This window comes from Marinomonas colpomeniae (assembly GCF_014803385.1).
GTDB classification, from domain to species: Bacteria; Pseudomonadota; Gammaproteobacteria; order Pseudomonadales; family Marinomonadaceae; genus Marinomonas; species Marinomonas colpomeniae.
Map to the genome: position 1 here is coordinate 86,554 of NZ_JACYFC010000005.1, position 24,300 is coordinate 110,853.

Consider the following 24,300-nt stretch of genomic DNA (forward strand, 5'->3'; position numbering starts at 1 on the left):
ATAATTCACTAATAGGTTTATCCACAGGTTGCGGGGACAACCACTCAACTAAAATATACTGGGATAAGTAAGAGGGAAAAAATAAAGCCGCTTAAATAAGCGGCTTTATTCAACATAGATACCAACTACCAAAAACTAAGGTAAGGCATCAATCATTTCTTGCGTTACTAAGGTGATGCCATCGGCATTTCGATAAAAGCGCTCTGCATCAGCAACAGCATCCTCACCGATTACAGTGCCTTCTGGTATATGACAATCTGAGTCGACTATTACTTTGTTTAAGCGGCAATGACGACCAATATCGCAACTCGGTAAAACAACGCATTTATTAACGTAAGAGTAAGAATTCACTCTCACGTTGTTGAATAAAATAGACTGCTCAACTGTTGAACCAGACACAATACAACCCGCTGAAACAACCGAATTGAGTGCAGTTCCAATCCTTTCTTCATAATTGTAATTGAATTTTGCCGCTGGGCGCTGATATTGAGCAGTACGAATAGGCCATTCTTCATCGTACAGATCTAGCTCCGGTGTCAATTTTGCCAAATCCATATTGGCTTCCCAATATGCCGTTAACGTTCCAACATCACGCCAGTAAGGTGTGTCTGGATAACTTTCATTTTGAATTACACTTTGAGAAAAGTGATGGGCTTTAATTTTACAATGACCGACAAACAGTGGAATAAGATCTTTACCAAAATCGTGGCTGGACGCTTCATCACCAGCGTCAGAACGTAAGTGCTCAGATAAAAATTTAGTATTAAAGATGTAAATCCCCATACTAGCTAAGCAAATACTAGGCTTACCTGGCATGGTTGGAGGGTTGGTAGGCTTCTCCTCAAATGCAATGATATTATCACCTTCGTCCACATGCATGATGCCAAACTGATCAGCTTCTTTTATTGGCACTTCGATACAAGCAACCGTAACATCTGCACCACTTTCAATATGTTGCTTTAACATAATGCTGTAATCTTGTTTATACAAATGATCGCCAGCAAGAATTAGTATGTACTCACTTTTCAAACCATCAATCATAGTCAGGTTTTGATATACAGCATCTGCTGTACCACGGTACCAATCACTGCCAGTCTGTTGCTGAGCAGGCCAGAGCTCTATAAATTCGTTAAAGTCCGAACGTAGAAAATTCCAACCTCTCTGTACATGCTGATTCAAAGTATGGGAACGATACTGGGTTAGTACCGCAATACGACGCATACCTGAATTGATGCAATTGGACAGAGGAAAATCAATGATTTTATACTTGCCTGCAATAGGAACAGCAGGTTTGGAACGATTATTTGTTAATTGCTTTAATCTAGAACCCCGTCCACCCGCTAATATAATGGACAAAGTTTTCATGCGTGCTGTATTTAAATCCATGAGATGCCCTTAAAATTATTATCAACTCACTCTATTCCAAGTATGGTTTAGGTATACTCTGATCATTACCCCAAATCAATAAGACTCTAAATAATGAAAATACTCTTCGCGGCTTCTGAAATTTATCCTTTGATTAAAACCGGTGGGTTGGCCGATGTTGCAGGCGCCCTACCTGTTGCGTTGAGAAAAAAAGGTCATGATGTGAAACTCATCATGCCAGCTTACAAAGGTATACTAGAAAAGGTAGCTCCTATTCAGAAGACTATCAACCTAGGAGATCAATTTGGTGTAGGTCATTTACTTCTTCTTGAAACTCATATCCCTGAAAACGGCACGCCTATTTGGTTACTACAATGTCAAGCGCTCTACGAGCGAGAAGATGGCCCTTATGTCGATAAAAACGGCTTCGACTTTAATGACAATCACATCCGTTTTGCAGCGCTATCATGGGCTACAGCAACACTAGCTCTAAAAGGTGGCCTTATAGATTGGCAAGCCGACATTCTACATTTGAATGATTGGCAAACTGGCTTTGCGGCGGCCTATCTTAAAGGCTGGAAAACAGAACACATCCCAGTTGTCACTACGGTACATAATTTACGTTATAACGGTAGTTTTGACTTGAATCAATTTGCTGATACCCACTTATCATCAGAATTACTTAACATACATGGCATAGAATTTTATGGTCGATTCTCGGGCTTAAAAGCGGGTTTAGTATATGCTGACGCGATTACCACTGTTAGCCCAACTTACGCAGAAGAAATTCTCACACCCGAATATGGTGATGGTTTAGACGGTGTATTAAGAGTCATGCAAGAAAAGTTAACTGGTATTTTAAATGGTGTTGACTATGACCAATGGTCTCCAGAAAAAGATTTACTTATTCCATGCAATTACAATTTAGAAACACTAGACCAAAAACAAGTCAATAAACTCGCATTATTGAAAGAAAATAATCTCTCAGAAGATATTAAAAAACCAATATTTGGGATAGTAAGCCGTTTAACAGAACAAAAAGGATTAGACCTTGTTTTAGATGCTATGCCAGCATTACTTAAAAAAGGTGCTCGATTGATTGTCTTAGGCTCAGGTGACAGACACCTAGAAGCGGGTTATTTAGAATTGCAAAAACGCTACCCTAAACAAGTTTCTGTTCGGATTGGCTACTTTGAGGATTATTCTCATAGAATTCAAGCAGGCATAGACGCGCTGCTTATCCCATCACGCTTTGAGCCTTGTGGGTTAACACAGCTTTATGCACTGAAATATGGGACATTGCCAGTTGTAAGGCAAACAGGCGGGCTGGCAGACACTGTTTTTGAGGACGGAGAACATACCAATGGCTTTGTTTTCAAAGACGCTGACAGTAAATCCTTACAAGCCGCAATGGAACGCTGTTATGAAAGCTTTAAAGACATAAATGGCTGGCGAGTAAAGCAACAAAATGCAATGAAGTATGATTACAGTTGGGACGCTGTGACAGATCAATGGATAGACTTATATGAATCGCTGATCTGCAAAAAATTATAATAAAGGTAAAAAAAATAGAGAGGAGCAACAAACCTTCTTCTCTATTTTTGCCGAGTAATAAGCGTTATTCGGCAGCTTGTCCTATACGTTCTTCACTTCCCCACATTTTAATACCTTCAAGCAACGCTTTGTCCATAAAACCCTCCGCTTTCATTTGCTGCAATGCCATAGTAATACGATGCTTTATACCCCCTGTATTACAAAGTGACTGTTTAGATATAGTCAAATACAAACCCTCACTGCTTAAGTAAGGTTCTACGGGGGCGATAACATCAGATAAATTCAACATAGTCGCATAAGCATTTGCAGGGTTTTTTTCGTACAACATATAATCGACTTGGTCTTCCGCCAACATGTGTAAAGCTTGAGATAAGCTCGCTACCGTCAATACATTGAGGCGGCGGCGTGCATACTCATCAAATGCCTGACCCAGGCTATTGTTAATAACAGTTACCCCCCACTTCCCCTCTAAATCTTCTTTACGAGTAAAAGGAAATGGCTTATTTTTTTGCTGCCAGGCAACACTGTTCGTATGCAACATAACAGGAGTAAAGTAATCCATATAATGGGCACGCTCATTAGTATAAAAAGCACCCGCAATAAGATCAACATGGCCATTTTTAAGTTCCGTTTGAACTCGTGACCAAGCTCCCACATGTATCAACTCAATAGGAATATCTATTCGACGACTAACTTCATCAATAATAAAGCGATTAATACCTTGCAACTGAACAGATGAATGAGTTTGTCGCCATAAAAAAGGAGGGTATTCAGAATTACCTGAGGCAGTTAATGACGTACATTCAGAAGACAGCGTCATTGTTGGATTTTCAGCCAAAACAGCGGCGGTATGAAAAATACCTATTGCTATTAGACAAAAAAGCATCTGTTTATGTAAATCTATAAAGGTATTCATACCGCCCTACTATTATTCATCTTCCTATAATATATATGCTGACCACTTTGTAATCATATAACTAAAAAGGCCAAAAACAAGAGGTACTGTCTTTTGGTTCAGTGCCTAAAATAAACGCTAATGGTATTTTATCTTCGCAACGATCTGCTGCGATTTCAAATTTACTGTCCAATACATCAAAACGAGCAGCGCCATAAGGTAAGCTATCAGGTAGCGATATTGGGTTCGTATGCTGAGTAAAGTCAATCCATACTTTTTGTGCACCACTACTCCCTGTAATACTCAACGGAACATTATTATCGTCACCAAGCCATACAGTAGATGAATAGTCCCCCGTAATACCTATATACCAACTATCCTTTTGCTGGTTGGTTGTCCCTGTTTTGGCCGCGAAGTTCAATTTTGGAAATACAGCCTGTGCCGCGCGAGCGGTACCAATTTTAGGTGTTTTTGCCATACCATCTAAGGTCACAGCCAATAGTGCATCAGTAAAGGGGATATCATTCAGTTGATTAAAACGCTTTATCAACCGGTCATCTTGATCCATAACAGCCAACACGACACCGAGCTCACTACTCGCCCCTTGGGAGACAATAGGCTGATACAAACGAGACACTTCAAACGGAGATAATTCCAGGGAACCAAGTGCCATTGCAGGATGCATGGTGAAAGACCGTTTAACACCAAGTTGCCTTAATGTGTCCCCAACTCGATCAAAGCCAATATCGTTAGCCAAAGAAACTGTTGCTAAGTTATAAGATTTTGCCATAGCTTCATATAAATGAACGACACCATGAGTTTTACGATCGTAGTTTTCAGGAGCCCAAACCTTTCCACCCACATTAAAACGTATACGCTTATCTTCTATTTTGGTCCACCAAGTATAACGACCTGTTGCTAAAGCAGATAAATATAAAGGCGGTTTCACCAAAGAACCTATCGGTCTAACGGCACCTAAAGCACGATTAAAACCCGTATAGTGATCACCACTAGAACCAACAATGGCACGTACCTGCCCAGAAAGCCTGTCAGTAACAACCATGGCGCCCTGCAATCCTTTTAATTTAGGATCTCGTTTTTCTAACTGAGCCACCTGACGTCGCATAGCCGAATTTGCCGCCCTTTGTGCCCGTATATCAACACCAGTATAAATACGTAAATTTTTTGTGGCTAAAGTAGTTTCATCAAAATCTCGTGACAATTGCATAGCAACAAGATCTAAATAATCCCCATAAACAGAACGTGATTTTTGCTTACTAGCAAGACGAATAGGTTGCTTAATTAGACTATTATAATCGCCGTTCGTTAAACGTCCCTGCTCTTTTAATATGGCTAAGACAACATTACGACGAGTTTTCGCTCGATTAGGAGAACGCTGAGGATTATAGAGCGATGGGCCTTTAACCATTCCTACCAAAAGCGCAAATTCATCAATATTTAATTCATTGATAGGACGCCCAAAGAAATGCTGGCTCGCAGCGGCGAAACCATGTAAAGCATTACTTCCAAGCTGAGCCAAATACACTTCATTCATGTAAGCAGTAATAATGGCTTCTTTTGAATAGTGATATTCCAGCAACAAACTCATCACAACTTCAGTTAATTTTCGTGTATAGGTTCGTTCCGAACTCAAATACATATTCTTAACCAATTGTTGTGTCAGTGTCGAACCACCTTGACGACGTGAACCATGCGTTAAATTGACCACTACAGCACGAGCTATACCCGTTAACGAAATCCCCCAATGTTCATAAAAGTCCTGATCCTCCACTGCAATCAGAATATCTAGCAAAGGTTTCGGTATTTCGTCATACGTTAAAATTTGGCGGCTTTCGGTATTACCATCGTATAGGAACCCAATACGTTGGGGTTCAATTCTTGCTTCAACGACTTCATCACCATTCAACTTCTGAATAACCAAATGACCATTATTAAATGAGAATATGCGACGCTGACTTTCATGAAAACCGAGATGATCTACGTATGCGCGTAGATGTGCACTAACTTTTATATTACTTCTAGCGGCCCAACCGACATTTTGACTGTTCCGCCCGAAGCGATAGCCCGTTTCTTCCAATAAGTTTTCTAGATCCTGTTTTTTCCACAGGGCACCGCTCCTCAATATAATAGGAGCACTATAAACCTCAGAAGGAACTTGCCATTTTTGCCCTTCAAACCGGCTTACAACTTGGCCGTTCAGCCACCAGACCCAAATAGAAAATGGGATACTTCCTAACAAAGAAAATATTAGCCCCCATTTTAAAAGGGTACGAGTTATCCTCATCAAGAATGAAGGTTTCAGTTTTTTTTTCGATTTAGTCGAGGACTTGCGTGAAGACTTTACAGGAGTTTTTTTAGCCATAGCGCAGAATTATAAGGAGCTTACCTCAAGCAAGCAACGATCTAGAATGAACTCACCCTGTTTTTGCGTATTGACTCGTCTATCATTGCACTTTAAAGTCCTTCATCACTAAAAGCTGATCTAATTGACACAATTCTGAACTTTGTAAAATACAGTCAATAATGGAATGAGAAAAAAATACTAATTTATATAGTAGTCAAATTGACACTTTTCATACTAAAATAGACACATTCCTTTGCAATAAATAACTTCAATTATACAAAAGTGCGGTAATCAAGTGTTTAATAAGCATCTAATACCTGATGCGCAAAACCTTTCTGAAGGCAAAGCGCTCAATATAAAAGTAGCAGATTACGATTTCTTAATTACTAAGTATGAAGGTAAACTTCTTGCTTATGAGAATCTCTGCCCTCATCAAAACAAACAACTTAACTGGTCTTCAACGGAAGCCGTAGATGAAGATGGCGATTATTTAAAATGTCACCATCATGGCGCACTTTTCTCGCCACGTGATGGTTCCTGCATTACGGGTCCATGTCAGGGTGGTCAGCTAAAAAAAGTGACTATTGGTATGGAAAAAGGAAATTGCTACTTACTGCTAGCATAGCCCTAATAAGCATTCAGTACATTATGACAAACAAGACGTTGTCTGCTGCTAAGTCCACTTTCGGACACGCTAAACACATCGTCTCGTTTGTTATTATCTTAAGTAATTTTATTCTATTACCTCAATTACAAGCCGCTACCCTACATGTAGCTGTCGCTTCGAACTTCATTTCTCCGATAAAACAATTGGCACAGGAATTTGAACAAGAGACAGGGCACTCGTTACAGTTATCATTTGGTTCATCTGGTAAACTTTTTGCTCAAATTCAAAATAATGCACCTTATGATATATTTCTCTCCGCGGATGTCATTAAACCAAAGGCGCTGATCGATAATAAAATGGCTCTATCATATAGCTTAATCGTCTACGCAAAAGGCCAATTGACACTTTGGTCAATGAAACCTATTTCCCCCTTAACGCTTCCAGAAGCCCTACTCAACGCTAAGCGCATTGCTATCGCAAACCCACGATTGGCACCTTATGGTAAAGCCGCTGAGGAAAGCTTGCGTCATCTATCTGTCTGGGAAGGTATTCAAGGTAAATTAGTACAAGGCGAAAACATAGGACAAGCCTATCAATTTACCTATTCAGAAAATGCCAATTTAGGCCTAGTCGCCTTATCTCAAGTATTAGCAGGCCCCCAAAAAGGCTACTCAATTAACATACCTAATTCATTTTATAAGGGTATAAACCAAGCGGCTGTCATTTTATCAAGAACTCAAAAGACTGTATTAGCTGAGACTTTTATGGCATTTTTAATACGCGCCGATACACAGGCTAAAATTGCTCACTTTGGGTATTCCACAAAAAAAAACTAGGCTCAGACAGATGCAACTCAGCCCCGAAGATCTTGGTGCAATATGGTTAACATTAAAGCTTGCCAGCCTTGTTACCTTATTACTAATTCTAATGAGCACGCCGATTGCTTGGTGGTTGGCACGAACTCAATCTTGGTTTAGAGGCCCGATAAATGCCATTGTCGCTATGCCTCTTGTTTTACCGCCAACGGTATTAGGCTTTTATTTATTACTTTTTCTAGGCCCACAAGGTGCTATTGGTAAAATTTTAGACGATCTAGGGCTATCACCTTTACCTTTTAGTTTTTCAGGTCTTGTAGTAGCTTCAATGGTGTATTCATTGCCTTTTGTTGTACAACCGATTCAAAATGCCTTTATTGCCATAGGAGATAAACCATTAGAAGCCGCTGCCACACTTCGCTCATCGCCATTGAATCGTTTCATTTATGTCGCATTGCCACTCGCTAAACCAGGCTACATCAGCGCCACTATTTTAGGCTTTGCCCATACTGTAGGCGAATTCGGTGTTGTACTCATGATAGGTGGTAATATTCCAAATGAGACCAAAGTAGTATCAGTACAAATTTATGATCATGTAGAAGCATTAGAGTATGGCCAAGCGCACACCCTTTCCTTATTAATGGTTGCTTTTGCTTTTACCGTCCTTGCTTTTTTATATAGCCTTCAGAAACGGCGTAAACACCAGCCAGCTGCAGGCGGCTTACTATGACAAAATCAAATATTTTAAAAGTAAGAATACGAAAGTATCACTTAAAAGATTCAAACTTTTCTTTAGATGTCGATTTAAACATTCCAAGCACTGGTGTTACTGCATTATTTGGCCCATCAGGTTCGGGGAAAACTACTTTACTACGCTGTATTGCAGGTCTAGAAAAGAACCAACAAAGTGAGCTCAGTCTAAGCAATGAGTTTTGGCAGACAAACAAAATATCACTTCCAGCTCATAAACGCCCTATTGGTTACGTGTTTCAAGAAGCGAACCTATTTCCACATCTTACGGCGGCTGAAAATCTACAATTCGCTATAAAACGAGCAGACAAAAGTCAGTCAGTTATTTCATATTCTGAAGTGATTCGCCTTATGGATATTGAGGAAATCTTACCCCAATATCCATCACAGCTGTCAGGTGGTGAGCGCCAACGAATTGCTATTGCTAGAGCCCTATTAATTCGACCTAAACTTCTCCTTATGGATGAACCTCTGGCTGCGCTAGATGACTCTTTAAAAAAAGAAATATTGCCTTATCTAGAAGCTATTTGTCATAGTTCAAAGATCCCTATTATCTATGTCAGTCACTCATTAGATGAAGTTATCCGATTAGCAGATCACATGGTCGTTTTAGAAAAAGGTAGGGTAGTAGAGCAAGGTGAAACACAATTTTTACTAGGTAAACTTGGCACCTTTTTTTCTCGACACAAAGATGCCAGCGTTGTTATTACAGGCATAATAACTGAACAATCTGCCCAGTGGGGATTGTCATGGCTACACTTCGACAACCAAGATATTATTGTAAAACAAGGTAATGAAAAAATCGGAGACCAGTTACGTTTACGAATTCAATCTAAAGATGTTAGCCTGTCCCTCAGCCCACAAGAAGATTCGAGCATCTTAAATCGCTTAACCGTTATCATTGATGACATGATAAAAGATCCCAAAGATCCAAGTATGGTCATGTTACGTTTACTGGCTGGTAGCACTCCTATTTTGGCCAGAGTCACTGCCTTATCCACGCATAACTTAGCTCTTTCAAAAGGCCAGACAGTTATTGCTCAAATAAAGTCTGTCGCCCTTTTACGTTAGAGGAAAAGTTTGACCATAAAAAATGCATCAGTGAATAAAATTATATTTCACTCGCCAGTTGTTCAAGAAAAACACGCATTACACTTTCACGCCTTCTTCCTTCTTGTTGAGCAGATACAGTATTCAAGCTCTCTGTGATATGAAATAGTTTTTTATAAAAGTGATCAATTGAATACTCTGTATCGTTTGGTTTTCGTACCGTACAAAATGGGTCATTAAGTGAGTATAAAGCTCGATTCAAAGAACCACTCACTTGCATACAGCGCGCAATTCCTACGGCACCTAAAGCATCTAAACGATCTGCATCTTGTACGATTTTTGCCTCTACGCTTTCAGGGTTGATATTAGCGCTAAAGCTATGAGCACGAATCGCATGATGAATTGCCATATAATATTCACTGGGGTAATGAACAGAAGTTAAAAATTCAACCGCTCTATCGCCTGCAAATGTAGATGCTAAGTGCCGGTCGGAATGGTTTTTAGGTAAAGACACACAATCATGTAGCCAAGCAGCAGGTACAATCACCGACATATCTGCCTTTTCATCTATGGCCAATTGCTTTGCAATTTTGACGACACGCAATATATGGCTCAGATCGTGCGCAGCGTCCGCTTGATCTTGCTTTTCAATAAAAGCCTGAAAAATGACTTCGTATTCCAATAAAAACTCAGGTGTCATAAATACTCTGTTCCTCTATCCCATATTACCTTTAATATTACTATAAACAACTAAAAAGATTGTTTTAAAACTACTTGTAAACCAACATTGAAAATAAAAGTAAACTGTTTTACCTCTGTTTAAGAAATCGTTACACTTGCCCGAAATTTTTAAGAGGACACAAAAATGCCGTTACTTATTGCCGTTCGCCCTTTCAATATGACTTTTATGAACTAAAAACGCACAATTCGAACTGGGTGTTTTTAGTTTATAAAGAAATAAATGTTATACAAAAAATATTTATTCATATCTTACTTAATGGGTGAACCAAAGCTCAAAGGCTTCTTGCTCACTACTATTTGCTTTGGTGTACCACAGCTGAGACATTTCAAACTGAATACTTGATAATTTAGATTGATAAAGTGCATCAGAAATCCAGATTCGAAGCTCTTTACGGGTTACCTCATCAGATTGGTTATACCAAAACTTCATCATATCCAAACTCATATCATCCGACATAATAAGTGGAGCGGTAAAAGGCCTTTCTGAAAAGGCAATATTTTTATCAATATAGGTATGATTTTTAGGTCGAGTTTCCGATGTTAATTGTTCAATTTCATCGACGTAATCTCGAGTATTTTGCAATCCAGATTGGGTTGGAAGTATATGTTGCTGGTACTCAACGCTTTTACCACTTAATTTATCTGAAATAGTATATTTAGGAGCTTTCAAATAAGACTCAGCCTGTTTTTGATTAGAAATATAAGGAGCTTTTATAATGAGAGAAACGTCTTTTTCAAAAACTAGGTCTAACACAATAGGCTCTGATTGATACACTTCTGTGTCGCCACCGCTTCTCAATAGTTTGTTAAAACGAATGACTATTTGGTGAGCACCGGCACTTACTTCAATTTTGAAATCATTACCAAACTTCCCAGTCCCTTCAAGATCTACATACATAATTTCAAATGATCTTGGTACTTCAAACGTTGCCGCCTGAATAGGTACAACCAACATAGAAGAAAACAAAACACAGTATTCAATTAAACGTTTTTTCAATGACATTGCACACCTCTTAACAAGGAAATCGCTCAAGTAATGAATCTAACATAATGTCTTAATTAGTTTTCTGGATTTGCTGTCTACTGCGCGCACTTGCTAATTTTTATCTTTTTTCATTACTAATAAGATTCTATAACCAAAACATATTCGAAATAAAAAGTGTAAAAAAAGCACTTAGTCTCATGTATAATTTTTTGATCGAGCATCATCTAATTAAATGTCGTTTAAGATTGGTGTAACTGAATAAGCTGATATGATCAATTTATGCACATAACGAAACAAGACCAGCTAAACCACATGTTAACACTACGAATTGTAGAGCTAACTATTGTCACCTTAATATGTGCCATTCTTATCAGGCCTTTACTGTCTGAAATACACCCTTATTTTCTATGGATAGAATTAATAGATTTAGCCTTGGCTACAGTTTTCTATTTTATCATTCGTGCGGGATTTTTAGATAAATGGAAAATCTCAATATCATTAACTGCTTCTAACCTTCTTATACTTCCACTTCTTGTTATATCAGGAGGAGTAAACAGTCAATTAGCTTTCTTCTTACCTCTAATTCCTATTATGGCGGCATTAATCGGTGGCAGACTAGAGTCTCTCGTGGTCGGTTTTATTTTGATCACTGCCATTATTTTAGCCACTGTATTTGGTGATTCTATTATGGATCTAAACGATCATATATATTCTGATGAAAAAACTATTAGTCGTAGTTTTTGGTTGATCATTACGATTGTTTTTAGCATGATTTTTGGTCGCTTTTTTCTACAAAAATACACTGAATTGACTGACCAGCTTAAAGATGAAAACCTTCAGGATCCTCTAACGAAATTACTTAATCGACGAGGATTAAGTCTTCACTTTGAAAAAGAGCTTGATAAAACCAATACAGATTCACCATTAAGCTTGATGATTATTGATATCGATTATTTTAAAAAAATCAATGATTTTCACGGCCATAATATAGGCGATTTATGTTTAATCGAAGTAGCTAATATTCTTAAAAATGCACTGAGAAAAAATGACATTATTGCTCGATTTGGTGGTGAAGAATTTATTGCCATCCTTCCAAAGACATCTAAAATAGAAGCTATAACAATAGCAGAAACATTAAGAAGAAAAGTATCCGAGAATACTTACAGTGAATTAGAACTACCTTTGACTATTACCTTAGGCTTAACAGAATCCAAGCCAGAAAATGAAACCACCTTAAAAATAATTAAACGTGCGGATAAAGCCCTTTATAAAGGAAAAAACAAAGGGCGTAACCGTGTAGAACTGTCTGAAGATTAATTAACATTTAAATGCAACTCACATACATCAATGCAGCCTGACTTAGCAAGGCACTAAAACCCAAGAAATTACGCAGTTTTCATAACCATCAGTTTGCTTATATTCACGATAACCTATCGATTTAGCCGCACCAATAAGATAAGAAGAGCCCCCCAATTTAATTACTGCGGCTATCGTTCCCTGTTCTTCTAATTCATGTAAATTAATATCAGGTAAAAAAGTATCTCCAATAAGATACTCCTCTGATGTACTGGATATTACAAAACCGGTATCCGTTGTAAACAAGGCTTTTGAACCTGATTTTATGACTCCATTCTCGCGGGGTAGAATATCATGAAGTATTGCACTAAATTCCACGGTCGAGTCGAATACAATTCCTATCCCTCCAATGATGCCACCAGTGCCATTTATATCGCGAAGTGCAGCATTATAAATATAAGTATGTTTCCCTTGATAACAATCAAACATTTCAAAAGCAGATACAGTGTATTTATAGGCCGTTTCTAATTGGAATACGTTCTTTCCACCTGAAAGCTCTTCTATAGTTTGGCCAATTTTATCGTTATATTGATCATCAGAAAACGCCACATAACGACCTTGTTTATCGTAAACATATAAGGTGTGATAAACAGTATAAAGGGAATGAATCGTTGCCAAGGTTTTCTGAATACTTTTTCTATCAACAATCGATGCAGACAGTGCAGTACGCAATAAACCACTTAATCCCCACCAACGACAATCATTTGCTCGTTCAAACAAATTACGATCCATGATGTCTACAGCTAAACTGGCCTGCAAACGCATAACATTTAATTGTCCGGAAACAATAGTCGAAAATAAAGACTCAATGGAATTATCAAATACTGTATCAATGTCTTGGCCAATTTTTTTAATCGCCTCTAAAACAGGCATCAACTCAACCGCGTCATTTCGTGCAGCAGTAATAATACCGTTTAAAACGATCAACTGAAGGTCATCGTTGATCGATACAGATTGATGTCGAATATCAAATAAATCAGCAGAAATTAGTCCTGTGAAATCAGTAGATAATGACGTATTTTCTTTTTTCTCATTTCCAGCACGATGGGAGCCACCTTCTATCCTATCCAGTGGTAACAAAGATGCCACGTGCCAATTTTTAGGTCCTAAATAATCCTGATAAGACTGCCCTTTTGCACACACCTTCATTACACTACGCCTATTAAAAGACATAATCTGAGGCTCTAAATTTAGTGATAATTTTGAAGACGATTCAGAAGAGCTATATTGTGGCGCAAACAAAATCTCACCCGCACCATCCAAGAGCAAGAAATGATTTTCTTCTCTTTTTGCTAAAAGACGTCCCACTATGCCTTCCAACTCATCTTTAAAACGAAAACAAAGCACAATCACTCCGATAACAGAACCGCCTTCTACGACCGCATTAGCGTATAAAAGGTTTGATCCGGATTCCCCTACAAGCTCTGTCTCACCAAAATATTCAACATAGTCATTCGGCTTTTTAACTACTTGTTCTATAAAAACATCGTGTACTTTTCCGGTTCGAGAAGGTTGACTCAATTGGAACACTAATTCACCGTCAGGCGTCAATAAAAAAGCGTCTTGATAAACTGAATAAATACTGACATAAGCTTGTAGACGCTGCTTGATAAAATCTCTATCTAATTCATTTTTATGAGATTTTTTTAAAAACTGAACAACATCATAATCGGTTGATAAAAAGCCAATATCCGCCGTTCGCTCAAACAAATTTCGAATGAGAACATCAATCGCCATCTGAGAACGGGAAGTATTTTGAAGCAGAACTTTTCGAACATGCTCGCTAATCAGGCTTTCAATCAAGCGTTCTTGTAAATCATTAAACTGACCTAGAGTGTTATCCATATCTTGTAAGATAGTAGATGCAACTTCAAAACTATTTATTTTGCCAATGAGTGCTATTTTTTCCCACCAAGTACTTAATGACTTTAAACTTTGATCGTATCGATCGACGTCTTTTATCACACCCTTCATCGTACTTTGATGAGCAGAAAGAAAAGCCTGCACCATTTAACCCCTACACAAATTAAAGATCTACGAGCATATGCAAGGCTTACACCAATAGACCAACATTTTGTCTATTCGGACAAATTTAAATAATAAAGCATCAAAAAATTTATGTATTCATAAAAAAAGGAATGCCAAAGCATTCCTTTTTTTAAACTTATAATTTTCTAAGCCAAATATTTACACTAATAATTAGACTTTAAATTTATCACTAATACTTTTGATGACCTGAGCTTGCTCTTCTAACAAAACCATTTGCTCTGCTGTTTGATTAGATTCATCTCCAATATTTTCAGCAAGTTGTGCAATGCCAACCACATTTTTAGCGATGTCTGTTGCTACTTCAGATTGTTGATAAGCAGCAGTAGATACCTGAACATTCATTTGCGTCAAATTCTTAATAGAATCTGTGCTTGAGTATATGATCTCACTAATTTTTGCCATAGCAGCTTCAACCATTTCACGTCGTTGCATTGATCCATGCATATCCTCTGAAGCTTTAGCGGCGCTTTGCTGAAGTTTCTCCAGCACTTCTTTAATCTCAACCGTGCTTTGCTGGCTACGTTGAGCTAATCCACGCACTTCGTCTGCGACTACAGCAAAACCACGACCTTGCTCACCAGCTCTGGCGGCTTCAATTGCTGCATTAAGTGCTAACAAATTAGTCTGCTCAAATATTCCTTGAATTACCTCAATTGCAACATTAATTTCATTAACATTACCGCCAAGGACATGAATCGACTGCTCAACTGTATTTAATACAGAACTCAACTCATTTAGCTCGCCACTAGAAAGTTGCACTTGTTTTAATACTTCTTGAATTTCCAATTCGGTGCTTTCAGCAGATCGTTTCGTTGACTCTGCATTATCTGCAATATCATTCGAGTTCGCTCTCATTTCTTCAATTGCACTAGCAACCAAATTTGTTTCGTTAATCTGTCTATCTGATGCTTCAGATAATTTGATTCGTTGCTGATTTGATTTCACAGAAATAGAAAGAAGATCACTGCTCGAACGTTTCAAATAGCCGATATCCACCGCCATCGAATCTAAGAAAGTATTAAAGTCCGTTGCAATATTATTCAGAATATCGATGGAGCTGTCTGGCAACTTTTTAGTTAAATCACCTTGACCGCTTGCTAGATTCTTCACAGCAGAACCTAACGTCATTAACGGACTTAAAACAGAGCGAGAAGACAGTAGAACTATTAGAGTTAATACACCGAAAACAAACGCTAAAATAACTAACGCAGTTAACTGGCTAGTAGACTGAATGTCATCTACAGAAGATGATATTTCTGCAACGATTTTTTCAGCGCTATCTATATAGAAGCCGGAGCCTATAATAATGTCCCACTTTTGAACATAAACAGCATACGCATATTTACTTTTTGCTTCAGTTTCACCGGGCTTAGGAAAGTAATACTGACTAAAACCATCACCTTGAGTTGCAGACTGAATCATATTTTTCAAGATGAAATTGCCTTGTGTATCCTGTAAATCCATCTGATTAATATTTAGCTTGCCACCAGCACCATGCATCAACCTCAAGCCTTTAATATCATAAGCGAATAAATATCCTTCTCCGCCATCAAACTTATAGGTATTCAACAGATCCATGGCTTCTTGTAAGCCTTCTTTAGCTGGCTTATTGATTTGCGGCTGAATAATACTGATGGCAGAATCAAGTACAGTCACTAGACGGTTTTTTTCTGTCTCAATCGTGGCTTGTTCAACAAGATGAGATACTCCACTGTTTACTGTCTTTAGAGTCTGCATTTGAGTTAATGCGCTGATAATGGCAATAAATAGAAAGGGACCAAACGCTAGTAAGTAGATCCTTAATTTAAGAGACTTAAACATATTTTTTCCTTTTCCTTGTAGTAGATATAAAAACAAGCCCACTACAAGTGGAGCTTATGCTTGCTATCTAAAGTATTCTCCCATCTTCGTTTAAAACAAACAAAAAAGGTTCATTAAGTCAGAAAGATACCAGAGAAAAAATTAAAGTCATATAAAGGCACAAGAAAAATAACAAAAAAATAAAAATCCTTACTTTTCATTTGGTTAAAAAAACTATATGTGAGTCTGAAGAGACATATCTTTGAGCTTAAGTAACCAAACACAATGTGATGAAACAGTTTAAAAAGGCCAGTAATAAAACTGCTGGCCTTTTGCTTTCAATACAAACTGCATTATTACTTTTATTATCAGACTGCAAATTGATTCATCGTATTGTCTTTACCAGATGCTTTCAAAGCATGCGCACCAGAGAAGTACTCTTTATGATCATCGCCCATGTTAGAGCCAGACATATCTTGGTGTTTCACACAGGCTAAACCTTGGCGAATCTCTTTACGCTGAACCTCTAGCACGTAACCCAACATACCTTGTTCTCCAAAGTAGTCTTTCGCTAAGTTGTCTGTCGACAAGGCCGCAGTATGATAAGTCGGTAGCGTAATCAAATGATGGAAGATGCCCGCTTGCGCCGCCGCGTCTTTTTGGAAGCGACGAATCTGTTCATCGGCTTCAACAGAAAGCGCCGTCTCATCGTATTCTTGTAACATAAGTTTTTCACGTTGGTACGCTGACACGTCTTTGCCTTCTGCCAACCATGTATCAAATATTTGCTGACGGAAATTCAATGTCCAGTTAAAAGATGGACTATTGTTGTAAACCAACTTGGCGCTTGGCACGACATCACGAATGCGATTCACAATAGAGGCAATTTGCCCAATGTGTGGCTTCTCAGTTTCAATCCACAAAAGATCAGCACCATTTTGCAAAGAGGTAATGCAATCCAATACCACGCGATCTTCGCCTGTATTCGGTTTAAAACGAACCAAACCATTGGCTAAACGAGTCGGCTTAATCAGTTGATCACCTTGCTTGATTGCCATGTCACCCGAATTCATCTCTGCCAAAGACGTAATCTCTTCACCATCTATAAAAGCATTGTACTGTTCTGCCAAATCACCTTCTGTTTGTGATACTGGAATCTTTTGAGTCAAACCAGCACCCAAGGAATCCGTGCGCGCTACGATAACACCATCGTCCACACCCAACTCTAAAAAGGCATAACGCACTGCATTAATTTTTGCCAAGAAATCTTCATGAGGTACCGTTACTTTGCCATCTTGATGACCACACTGTTTAGCATCGGATACTTGGTTCTCTAACTGGATACAACAAGCCCCCGCTTCAATCATTTTCTTCGCCAGCAAGTAGGTTGCTTCTTCGTTACCAAACCCTGCATCAATATCGGCAATGATAGGCACTACATGCGTTTCAAAATCATCTATTTTTTGTTGCGCTGCTTGCTCACGTACTTGATCGCCGGCCTCTCTCGCCTCGTCCATTTCTTTAAACAAATGCTGTAATTCACGAGCATCGGCTTGTTTTAAGAAGGTATATAACTCTTCGATCAAGGCAGGTACTGAGGTTTTCTCATGCATGGATTGATCTGGTAATGGACCAAATTCAGAGCGCATCGCCGCAACCATCCAGCCTGAAAGGTAAAGGTAACGGCTTCGTGTTGTACCAAAATGCTTCTTAATCGAAATCATTTTTTGTTGACCAATAAAACCATGCCAGCAACCTAAAGATTGCGTGTAATTAGCTGGGTCTTTGTCATAATTCGCCATGTCTTCACGCATTATTTTGGCTGTGTATTTCGCAATATCCAAGCCAGTATTGAAACGATTTTGCAATTGCATTCTCGTCACATACTCAGGATTCATCGCCGCCCAAGTTGAGCCTTGTTGTTGAAGTGTTTGAGTAGCTTGCTGTATTTTATTTTTATAAGTTTGCATGATATTCCTCACTTTTTAAGGTCATTTTTTATTAGGTTATTGCTTTATTTATTCATTAAGTCGCTTTCTTTAACATCACGAATTAAGTGCTTTCACGCGTTTACGATAATCGTGTAATAAAGGCTCGGTATAACCATTCGGTTGAACTTGCCCTTTGAAAATCAAATCTTGTGCAGCTTGAAAAGCAAAGCTTGGTTCTTCGTTTTTATTTAAACCGTTTGGCATCATTGGACGATAACCTTGAGTTCCTTTATTTTGCTCATCCACCACAATGGCCATCCTCTGCATCACGTCATCCACCTGCATTTTTGTACAGATTCCATGCAGCAACCAATTGCTTAAATGCTGACTAGAAATACGTAAAGTGGCACGATCTTCCATCAAACCGACATTATTGATGTCTGGGACTTTTGAACAACCAACCCCCGCCTCTACCCAGCGCACTACATATCCCAATAAACCTTGAACGTTATTTTCAATTTCTTTTTCAATCACTTGGTTTGATAACGTCAAGGTATTGGGAATAAGTGGAATACTCAGTAGATCCTTTAAACTTGATTTAGGACGCGATTTGATTCGCTGCTGAACATCGAACACATTCACTTGGTGATAATGCAAAGCGTGTAACGTTGCCGCCGTTGGTGAAGGTACCCAAGCCGTGTTCGCACCCGCTTTAGGATGAGCGATTTTCGCTTCCATCATGGCGGCCATTTCATCTGGCATCGCCCACATGCCTTTGCCAATTTGTGCCTTACCTTGCAAACCACATTGCAGACCAATATCAACATTGCGATTTTCGTACGCTTGAATCCAAGGCTGAGCTTTAATCTGATCTTTTGGTAAGAATGCGCCCGCTTGCATACTGGTGTGAATCTCATCACCAGTGCGATCTAAGAAACCAGTATTAATAAAAAATACGCGCTCTTTTGCCTGACGAATACATTCTTTCAAGTTCACAGTTGTACGACGTTCTTCATCCATAATGCCGATCTTGATGGTTTTTTTTGGTAAGCCCAACATTTGCTCTACACGACCAAACAACTGACAACTAAACGCCACTTCATCAGGGCCGTGCATTTTTGGTTTGACGATATAAATGCTTCCTGTTCGGCTATTCCGGCAGTTTCGGCTGTTGGATGTGGATTTCAGATCAAGTGCGCCAATCAAGGTGGTCACCACCGCATCCATAATGCCTTCAGGTACAAAGTTGCCGAGCGAGTCTTGTATCAAGTCGCATTCCATCAAATGTCCAACATTACGAATCAACAACAATGAACGGCCATGCAAACGGTATTCTTCTCCGTCTAAATCAGTGAAACAGCGATCTGGGTTCATTCTGCGTGTCTGACGTTGGCCACCTTTTTCGAAGCTCGCTTCTAACGTGCCTTGCATCAAACCAAGCCAATTGCGATACACGTCAATTTTGTCTTCTGCGTCCACGGCAGCAACAGAATCTTCGCAATCCATAATAGTGCTCAGCGCTGACTCAATTATAATGTCGCTAATATTGGCCTTATCTTTCGCGCCATTTGTGTCGTTACGATCAAACTTAATTTCCACATGCAAACCATTGTTTCTTAACAAAACCGCCTCTGGTTCACTACGCTGGCCATTCACTGCTACTAGCTTAGAAGGCTGTTGCAAACCGGACTGACTGCCATCCTCAAAAAACGCCAACAAATGGTGGTAATAAACCACATAGCTAGTCACGCTTTGATGAGAGCCATTTTCCAAAGGAAACACGTCATCCAGAAATGCTTTCGCTTTCCGGATAACCTGCTCGCCACGAGCTTGGTTGTATCCATTGCTTGTTTTCGATTCATCAGCATTGGGAATCACATCCGTTCCATAAAAGGCGTCGTACAAACTGCCCCAACGAGCGTTCGCGGCATTCAAAGCAAAACGCGCATTTTTCACTGGAACCACCAATTGCGGTCCAGCTAAGGTGGCAATCTCAGCATCAACATTTTCAGTTGTGATCGAAAAGTCTTCGCCTTCTTCTACTAAGTAACCAATCTCTCGTAAAAACGATTCATAGCTTTGCACATCAATAGGTTGACCTTTTCTTGCCAAATGCCATTGGTCGATCTGTTGCTGCATCCGATCTCGAGTTGCCAATAACTGACGATTAATAGGTGCTAAATCTGCAATTAATGTTTCGAGATCACACCAAAAAGTCGTTGGCTCAATATCATGGAGTGGCAACACTTCTTCATTGATGAAGTTATAAAAATCGGGATGAATCTCGTTGTTATTTTTAGGTAAGGGCATTGTCATTTTACTTTCCTTCTTAGTGAGCTTTTTCATCTTCATCATGTGGCAATTCGGTATTCACTGCTTTCTTGTGTGATTTCCGTTTGCTTGATTTATAGTCTATGCGCTACTAAGATAAAATTTCACAATAAGAATTACACAGTGTAAATTTTACAAAAATGAAAAATAAAAATAGCCTAAACCGCAAAACCCATTTTTTGGGCACAAAGATTCGTAACCTGCGTAAACGCAACCGTTTGACGATGGAAGACCTGTCGGCAAGATGCATCAAAGTTGATGCTGAGTCCGCTCCTTCTGTGTCCTATTTATCGATGATTGAACGAGGGAAACGCATTCCCAGCGAAGACGTTTTGGAAGTTATTGCCAACGTTTTTCAAAAAGAAGTGGATTGGTTCCTTGACGATATCCCCGAAGAAGATGCTATTACACCGTCAAAAGGGTCTGGCGGTGGCATCAGCGGCATGGCTTTAGAGCCCAATTTTTTATTCTCGAAAGAGATACTGCAAATCGCGATTCCTGAAATGCTGTCACAAACAGGAACCAGTGGTCGTCAATTCGCTCATTTATTGATTCGTGCACACCAAGAACACCATCAAAACCATTTCCCAGATCTCGAACGCGCCGCCGAAGAGGTTGGGCTCAAACGATTACCGTTAAGTCTTGATGATATTGTCGCTATTACTAAACAAATGGGCTTACAGATAAAATGGTTTCGCAAAACACCTTTGTCTGTTTTAGAAAGCATGGGCATCGATGAAAGCCACGTCGTCACTTCTTTCTTTGATCCACCAAGCACGATTTATATCAACCAGATCATGAAAGCTCAACCGCAGCGTTTGAAATACAACTTGGCCGTTCACATTGGCCATGCGGTATTACACGACAAAGACGGTATGAAAAATGTACTGGTTACAGGGCGTAATGAAATCTCGCCACTGCAAGCACGTAATTCAAAAGTACAGTCATCAGGAATGGACTCTCAAGATATTTTGCACGCATGGCGAGACTTTGAGTGCAGTTTTTTTGCAGGCGCATTGCTTTGTCCTAAAGTGCCGTTTCGACAAATGCTGGATCGCAATGGTTACGAGATCAATACCGCGAAATTGGCAGGGGTTTCAGAATCCGTTGCCATGCGCCGTATGACCGCAGCTTCACCTTATCCTCATTGGCATTATTTTGATGCCTACGCACCAGGAAAATTAAAGGCAGTTTATCGAGGTAACGGGATTCCTTTACCTTGGGGGAACATGAACTTAGTGGAGGACCCTTGTCAGCACTGGGCCGTTTTTCGCATGATCAGTGAGCCCACTACTGGAACCTCTGCGCAGATATCGATTCTTAACGTCGCCGATGAACCTCGCATTTATGCTTGTGAATCCATTAAAGTTCAAGACCTTGCTGGTAACAGCCATGTACTTTGTTCTGGTATCGACCTCAATCCAGCTATCGATGCACAAGGCAAAGACGCTATTTCCATTGCCAATGACTTGAAACAAGCCTGTGTCAGTCATGGTGGCTCTTCTCGAATCCCCAAAAGCATTCAGAAAGACCTAATGAGCGTCGCCAAGATTCTTAATATCAATTGGGTCGAACGCGGTATAGACAATGATGCCAGACTTATCTGCTCACGTGGCGCCGTTTGCCCAAGAACACCAAGTTGTTACAAGCAATGTGAAGGGAGTTAATTCGGCCTGTTTTATAAGGCTTTCATGTAAATAAAAACCTTCATTATCATTCTTTGACATGAAATTGCCATTTATACGTAATCAGGCCTATCGAAATGCGTCTACAAGTATTAAAATCTGCTCAAATCCCCAACCCCTCGTAAAGGATCTTCAATGACTTTGTCGACCAGTCAGTCAACTAATGTCGTAGTTGTTAGTAACTCTTCCGATAATCCATTTGCCATCGATATTGCTTATGCAATGGGCCAATTCGATGACATCGCTGATTTGATCAGTATGAAACAATTTATGAACTCTGAATTTTGTCCTCGGTTTATTTCCGACGAAACAGATTTTGAGAACATTGGTCGTAAGCTCAAGGGCAAATCTGTCATTATTGTTAGTACTGGCAGCCATGTGAAAAGTCGTCAAGAATTGGCTATGTCGAATTTTATTATCGCTCGTGCAGCGAAAGAAAACGGCGCAGCTCGTGTAATTCTTGTGGAACCTGATTTGTTCTACAGCGCACAGGATCGTGGTCCACATAAAAGTTTAGGTAAAACCAGCTTCGAACGTGATGTCAAAGACATTAAGAAATTCGACGGCCAACCTTTTACCGCCAAGCTTTACGCCCAGATGCTAAAACTGTCTGGTGTCGACACGGTAATGACGATTCACAACCATTCTGATTCGGTACAAAAAATCTTTACCGAAGTCTTCGAAGGCGATTTTCATAATCTAATCCCTTATGAAATTTACGCTCACTATTTGTTAAATTCAGACATTTTGCACTACGGAAAAGACGGTGAAGGTCTTGTACTTTGTGCACCGGATAAAGGCGCACGCGATTTCGTTAAAGAAATGTATAAGACACTTGGACTAAGCAAAGCAAAATTCATCATGCTCGATAAAGAGCGAACAGATGAACGCAAAGTCGAAATCACTCTTCATAAAGAAAGCGAACACACCTTTGATGGCTTAGACGGAGCGAGTATCGTTTTGTTTGATGACATGGTTCGTACTGGTTCTACCGTTGTTAAATCTTGTCAGTTTTTACGTCAGATTAATCCTCAACGTATGGTGTTTGCGGTATCGCATTTTTATGCCAGCGATGAAGGTCGTGAACGTATGGCGCACCCTGCTTTGGGTGAAATTTTAACGCTGAATACGTTACCGACAATTTTAAATCGTGATGAGCAAGGTCGTTTGCGTAAGAAGATGGTGGTATTGAAAGTAGAGAAATGGCTTGCTCAAGAGCTGTGTAATATTCTTGATTTACCACATAACCAAGACGCCAACCCATATAAAATTGATATGTCGTCTAAGAACCCACGCTTTACACGTAAAATTTGGTTCAGTGAAGAGTTAAGCGAACTGCAAGCAAAATAGCAGTTTGAAGTCAGGTGAATAGGCTTTCACCTGACTTCAATGTTATTGCTTATCGTAACCTTGGCGACGGGCTTATTAAGCACGAAACGCCAATAACAAAATGTCTTTAATTTTCCGATCTATCTCCACACCCGCCGATTCAAAATCATCCCTTATGACCTTATAAAGGAAAGGCTGAACGCCGCGTAATTTTTTGATCGCTTGTGGATCTTCTGCCAATAATACAGCGGTATAAGAAAATGCATCGTAATATGGAAAAGCTTGTTCTTTTAGCGCATTTAAATAAGAGTCGACGGTTTCTTCACCAAATACCTGTCGGATCGCTGTAATCGCGCCGAACACGGCTGCACCTTCACACAATGCCGATGTTTTCACATCATCGGTACCAACCGGGTACAAACCTCGAACCATTTCTTGAATCACATCAACAAACAACATTACGTCATTAGTGAAGCTTCGTGTTGGCATTTGAATGGTGTATCGATAAGGATCATCCGCGTGTGCAAAGAGAACCGTTGGTTTAGCGATATCGTCTAATACATCAAAACCATCAAATTTTGCTCCGGGAACCGCTTCGCCAAAAAGAAATTCAACCGCAGGTAACCAAGCTGTACGTAATTTGTCTAATTTTTCGATCTGTGTAGATTGAGTGTCTGCCACAACTTTTTCCT

At 39.5% G+C, this 24,300-nt stretch carries 18 protein-coding genes; 8 read left to right on the forward strand and 10 right to left on the reverse strand.

Annotated elements, in window-relative coordinates:
* Positions 1 to 135 precede the first annotated feature (135 nt).
* Positions 136 to 1,386, reverse strand: coding sequence for a glucose-1-phosphate adenylyltransferase (gene glgC, locus IF202_RS14710; RefSeq protein WP_191595670.1), 1,251 nt, complete (start codon positions 1,384 to 1,386; stop codon positions 136 to 138).
* Between the two features lie 93 nt (positions 1,387 to 1,479).
* Here glgC and glgA point away from each other — a divergent pair, with 93 nt between their 5' ends.
* The gene (gene glgA, locus IF202_RS14715; RefSeq protein ID WP_191595671.1) at positions 1,480 to 2,919 is read left to right on the forward strand and encodes a glycogen synthase GlgA; all 1,440 of its coding nucleotides are present in this window, start codon (positions 1,480 to 1,482) and stop codon (positions 2,917 to 2,919) included.
* Between the two features lie 64 nt (positions 2,920 to 2,983).
* On the opposite strand, the gene IF202_RS14720 is transcribed toward glgA, so the two are convergent.
* Together IF202_RS14720 and IF202_RS14725 are read right to left on the reverse strand one after the other, a co-directional pair.
* Positions 2,984 to 3,835 carry a substrate-binding periplasmic protein gene (locus tag IF202_RS14720; protein ID WP_191595672.1) on the reverse strand — a complete coding sequence of 284 codons (852 nt, stop codon included), beginning with the start codon at positions 3,833 to 3,835 and terminating at the stop codon, positions 2,984 to 2,986.
* 61 nt (positions 3,836 to 3,896) lie between these two features.
* On the reverse strand, positions 3,897 to 6,074 hold the full coding sequence (locus tag IF202_RS14725) for a transglycosylase domain-containing protein (RefSeq protein WP_235963565.1): 2,178 nt from the start codon (positions 6,072 to 6,074) through the stop codon (positions 3,897 to 3,899).
* 400 nt (positions 6,075 to 6,474) lie between these two features.
* On the opposite strand from IF202_RS14725, the gene IF202_RS14730 reads away from it, so the two are divergent.
* The 4 genes from IF202_RS14730 to modC are packed head-to-tail and all read left to right on the forward strand — an operon-like array spanning position 6,475 to position 9,422.
* Positions 6,475 to 6,804 carry a Rieske (2Fe-2S) protein gene (locus tag IF202_RS14730; protein WP_191595674.1) on the forward strand — a complete coding sequence of 110 codons (330 nt, stop codon included), beginning with the start codon at positions 6,475 to 6,477 and terminating at the stop codon, positions 6,802 to 6,804.
* A gap of 23 nt (positions 6,805 to 6,827) precedes the next feature.
* The gene (modA, locus tag IF202_RS14735) at positions 6,828 to 7,622 is read left to right on the forward strand and encodes a molybdate ABC transporter substrate-binding protein (RefSeq protein ID WP_191595675.1); all 795 of its coding nucleotides are present in this window, start codon (positions 6,828 to 6,830) and stop codon (positions 7,620 to 7,622) included.
* 10 nt (positions 7,623 to 7,632) lie between these two features.
* Positions 7,633 to 8,331: a molybdate ABC transporter permease subunit gene (gene modB, locus IF202_RS14740; RefSeq protein WP_191595676.1), complete on the forward strand. Its 699-nt coding sequence runs from the start codon at positions 7,633 to 7,635 to the stop codon at positions 8,329 to 8,331.
* Positions 8,328 to 9,422 (forward strand): molybdenum ABC transporter ATP-binding protein, encoded by a 1,095-nt coding sequence (gene modC / locus IF202_RS14745; RefSeq protein ID WP_191595677.1) that lies wholly within the window; start codon positions 8,328 to 8,330, stop codon positions 9,420 to 9,422. Before modB ends, modC begins: the two co-directional genes overlap by 4 nt.
* A 40-nt stretch (positions 9,423 to 9,462) precedes the next feature.
* On the opposite strand, the gene IF202_RS14750 is transcribed toward modC, so the two are convergent.
* Both IF202_RS14750 and IF202_RS14755 read right to left on the reverse strand, forming a co-directional pair.
* Complete coding sequence (locus tag IF202_RS14750) at positions 9,463 to 10,101, reverse strand: HD domain-containing protein (RefSeq protein ID WP_191595678.1); 639 nt, start codon at positions 10,099 to 10,101, stop codon at positions 9,463 to 9,465.
* Between the two features lie 294 nt (positions 10,102 to 10,395).
* A complete protein-coding gene (locus tag IF202_RS14755; protein WP_191595679.1) occupies positions 10,396 to 11,145 on the reverse strand; it encodes a YccT family protein in 750 nt (249 codons plus the stop codon).
* 294 nt (positions 11,146 to 11,439) lie between these two features.
* Here IF202_RS14755 and IF202_RS14760 point away from each other — a divergent pair, with 294 nt between their 5' ends.
* Entirely contained in the window at positions 11,440 to 12,444 is a 1,005-nt protein-coding gene (locus IF202_RS14760; RefSeq protein ID WP_235963566.1) for a GGDEF domain-containing protein, read from the forward strand.
* 42 nt (positions 12,445 to 12,486) lie between these two features.
* Here IF202_RS14760 and IF202_RS14765 read toward each other — a convergent pair whose 3' ends face one another.
* From IF202_RS14765 to IF202_RS14780, 4 genes are all read right to left on the reverse strand, one after another.
* Positions 12,487 to 14,493, reverse strand: coding sequence for a cache domain-containing protein (locus tag IF202_RS14765; protein WP_191595681.1), 2,007 nt, complete (start codon positions 14,491 to 14,493; stop codon positions 12,487 to 12,489).
* Between the two features lie 189 nt (positions 14,494 to 14,682).
* Positions 14,683 to 16,353, reverse strand: coding sequence for a methyl-accepting chemotaxis protein (locus IF202_RS14770; protein ID WP_191595682.1), 1,671 nt, complete (start codon positions 16,351 to 16,353; stop codon positions 14,683 to 14,685).
* 347 nt (positions 16,354 to 16,700) lie between these two features.
* Positions 16,701 to 18,302, reverse strand: a complete 1,602-nt coding sequence (locus IF202_RS14775) for an isocitrate lyase (RefSeq protein ID WP_191595683.1) — start codon at positions 18,300 to 18,302, stop codon at positions 16,701 to 16,703.
* Positions 18,303 to 18,377: 75 nt separating this feature from the next.
* On the reverse strand, positions 18,378 to 20,579 hold the full coding sequence (locus IF202_RS14780; protein ID WP_191595684.1) for a malate synthase G: 2,202 nt from the start codon (positions 20,577 to 20,579) through the stop codon (positions 18,378 to 18,380).
* A gap of 155 nt (positions 20,580 to 20,734) precedes the next feature.
* Here IF202_RS14780 and IF202_RS14785 point away from each other — a divergent pair, with 155 nt between their 5' ends.
* Together IF202_RS14785 and IF202_RS14790 are read left to right on the forward strand one after the other, a co-directional pair.
* Complete coding sequence (locus IF202_RS14785; RefSeq protein ID WP_191595685.1) at positions 20,735 to 22,261, forward strand: DUF3612 domain-containing protein; 1,527 nt, start codon at positions 20,735 to 20,737, stop codon at positions 22,259 to 22,261.
* 153 nt (positions 22,262 to 22,414) lie between these two features.
* On the forward strand, positions 22,415 to 23,629 hold the full coding sequence (locus IF202_RS14790; RefSeq protein ID WP_191595686.1) for a phosphoribosyltransferase family protein: 1,215 nt from the start codon (positions 22,415 to 22,417) through the stop codon (positions 23,627 to 23,629).
* Positions 23,630 to 23,704: 75 nt separating this feature from the next.
* On the opposite strand, the gene IF202_RS14795 is transcribed toward IF202_RS14790, so the two are convergent.
* Positions 23,705 to 24,289 (reverse strand): hypothetical protein, encoded by a 585-nt coding sequence (locus tag IF202_RS14795; protein WP_191595687.1) that lies wholly within the window; start codon positions 24,287 to 24,289, stop codon positions 23,705 to 23,707.
* Positions 24,290 to 24,300 lie beyond the last annotated feature (11 nt).

Excerpts from the sequence above, each read along its gene's own strand:
- IF202_RS14780 (WP_191595684.1), bottom strand. The coding sequence starts at position 20,579 with ATGACAATGCCCTTACCTAAAAATAACAACGAGATTCATCCCGATTTT.
- modB (WP_191595676.1), top strand. The coding sequence starts at position 7,633 with ATGCAACTCAGCCCCGAAGATCTTGGTGCAATATGGTTAACATTAAAG.
- IF202_RS14750 (WP_191595678.1), bottom strand. The coding sequence starts at position 10,101 with ATGACACCTGAGTTTTTATTGGAATACGAAGTCATTTTTCAGGCTTTT.
- glgC (WP_191595670.1), bottom strand. The coding sequence starts at position 1,386 with ATGGATTTAAATACAGCACGCATGAAAACTTTGTCCATTATATTAGCG.
- IF202_RS14785 (WP_191595685.1), top strand. The coding sequence starts at position 20,735 with ATGAAAAATAAAAATAGCCTAAACCGCAAAACCCATTTTTTGGGCACA.
- IF202_RS14720 (WP_191595672.1), bottom strand. The coding sequence starts at position 3,835 with ATGAATACCTTTATAGATTTACATAAACAGATGCTTTTTTGTCTAATA.
- IF202_RS14760 (WP_235963566.1), top strand. The coding sequence starts at position 11,440 with ATGTTAACACTACGAATTGTAGAGCTAACTATTGTCACCTTAATATGT.
- IF202_RS14775 (WP_191595683.1), bottom strand. The coding sequence starts at position 18,302 with ATGCAAACTTATAAAAATAAAATACAGCAAGCTACTCAAACACTTCAA.
- IF202_RS14770 (WP_191595682.1), bottom strand. The coding sequence starts at position 16,353 with ATGTTTAAGTCTCTTAAATTAAGGATCTACTTACTAGCGTTTGGTCCC.
- modC (WP_191595677.1), top strand. The coding sequence starts at position 8,328 with ATGACAAAATCAAATATTTTAAAAGTAAGAATACGAAAGTATCACTTA.
- IF202_RS14765 (WP_191595681.1), bottom strand. The coding sequence starts at position 14,493 with ATGGTGCAGGCTTTTCTTTCTGCTCATCAAAGTACGATGAAGGGTGTG.
- glgA (WP_191595671.1), top strand. The coding sequence starts at position 1,480 with ATGAAAATACTCTTCGCGGCTTCTGAAATTTATCCTTTGATTAAAACC.
- modA (WP_191595675.1), top strand. The coding sequence starts at position 6,828 with ATGACAAACAAGACGTTGTCTGCTGCTAAGTCCACTTTCGGACACGCT.
- IF202_RS14755 (WP_191595679.1), bottom strand. The coding sequence starts at position 11,145 with ATGTCATTGAAAAAACGTTTAATTGAATACTGTGTTTTGTTTTCTTCT.
- IF202_RS14790 (WP_191595686.1), top strand. The coding sequence starts at position 22,415 with ATGACTTTGTCGACCAGTCAGTCAACTAATGTCGTAGTTGTTAGTAAC.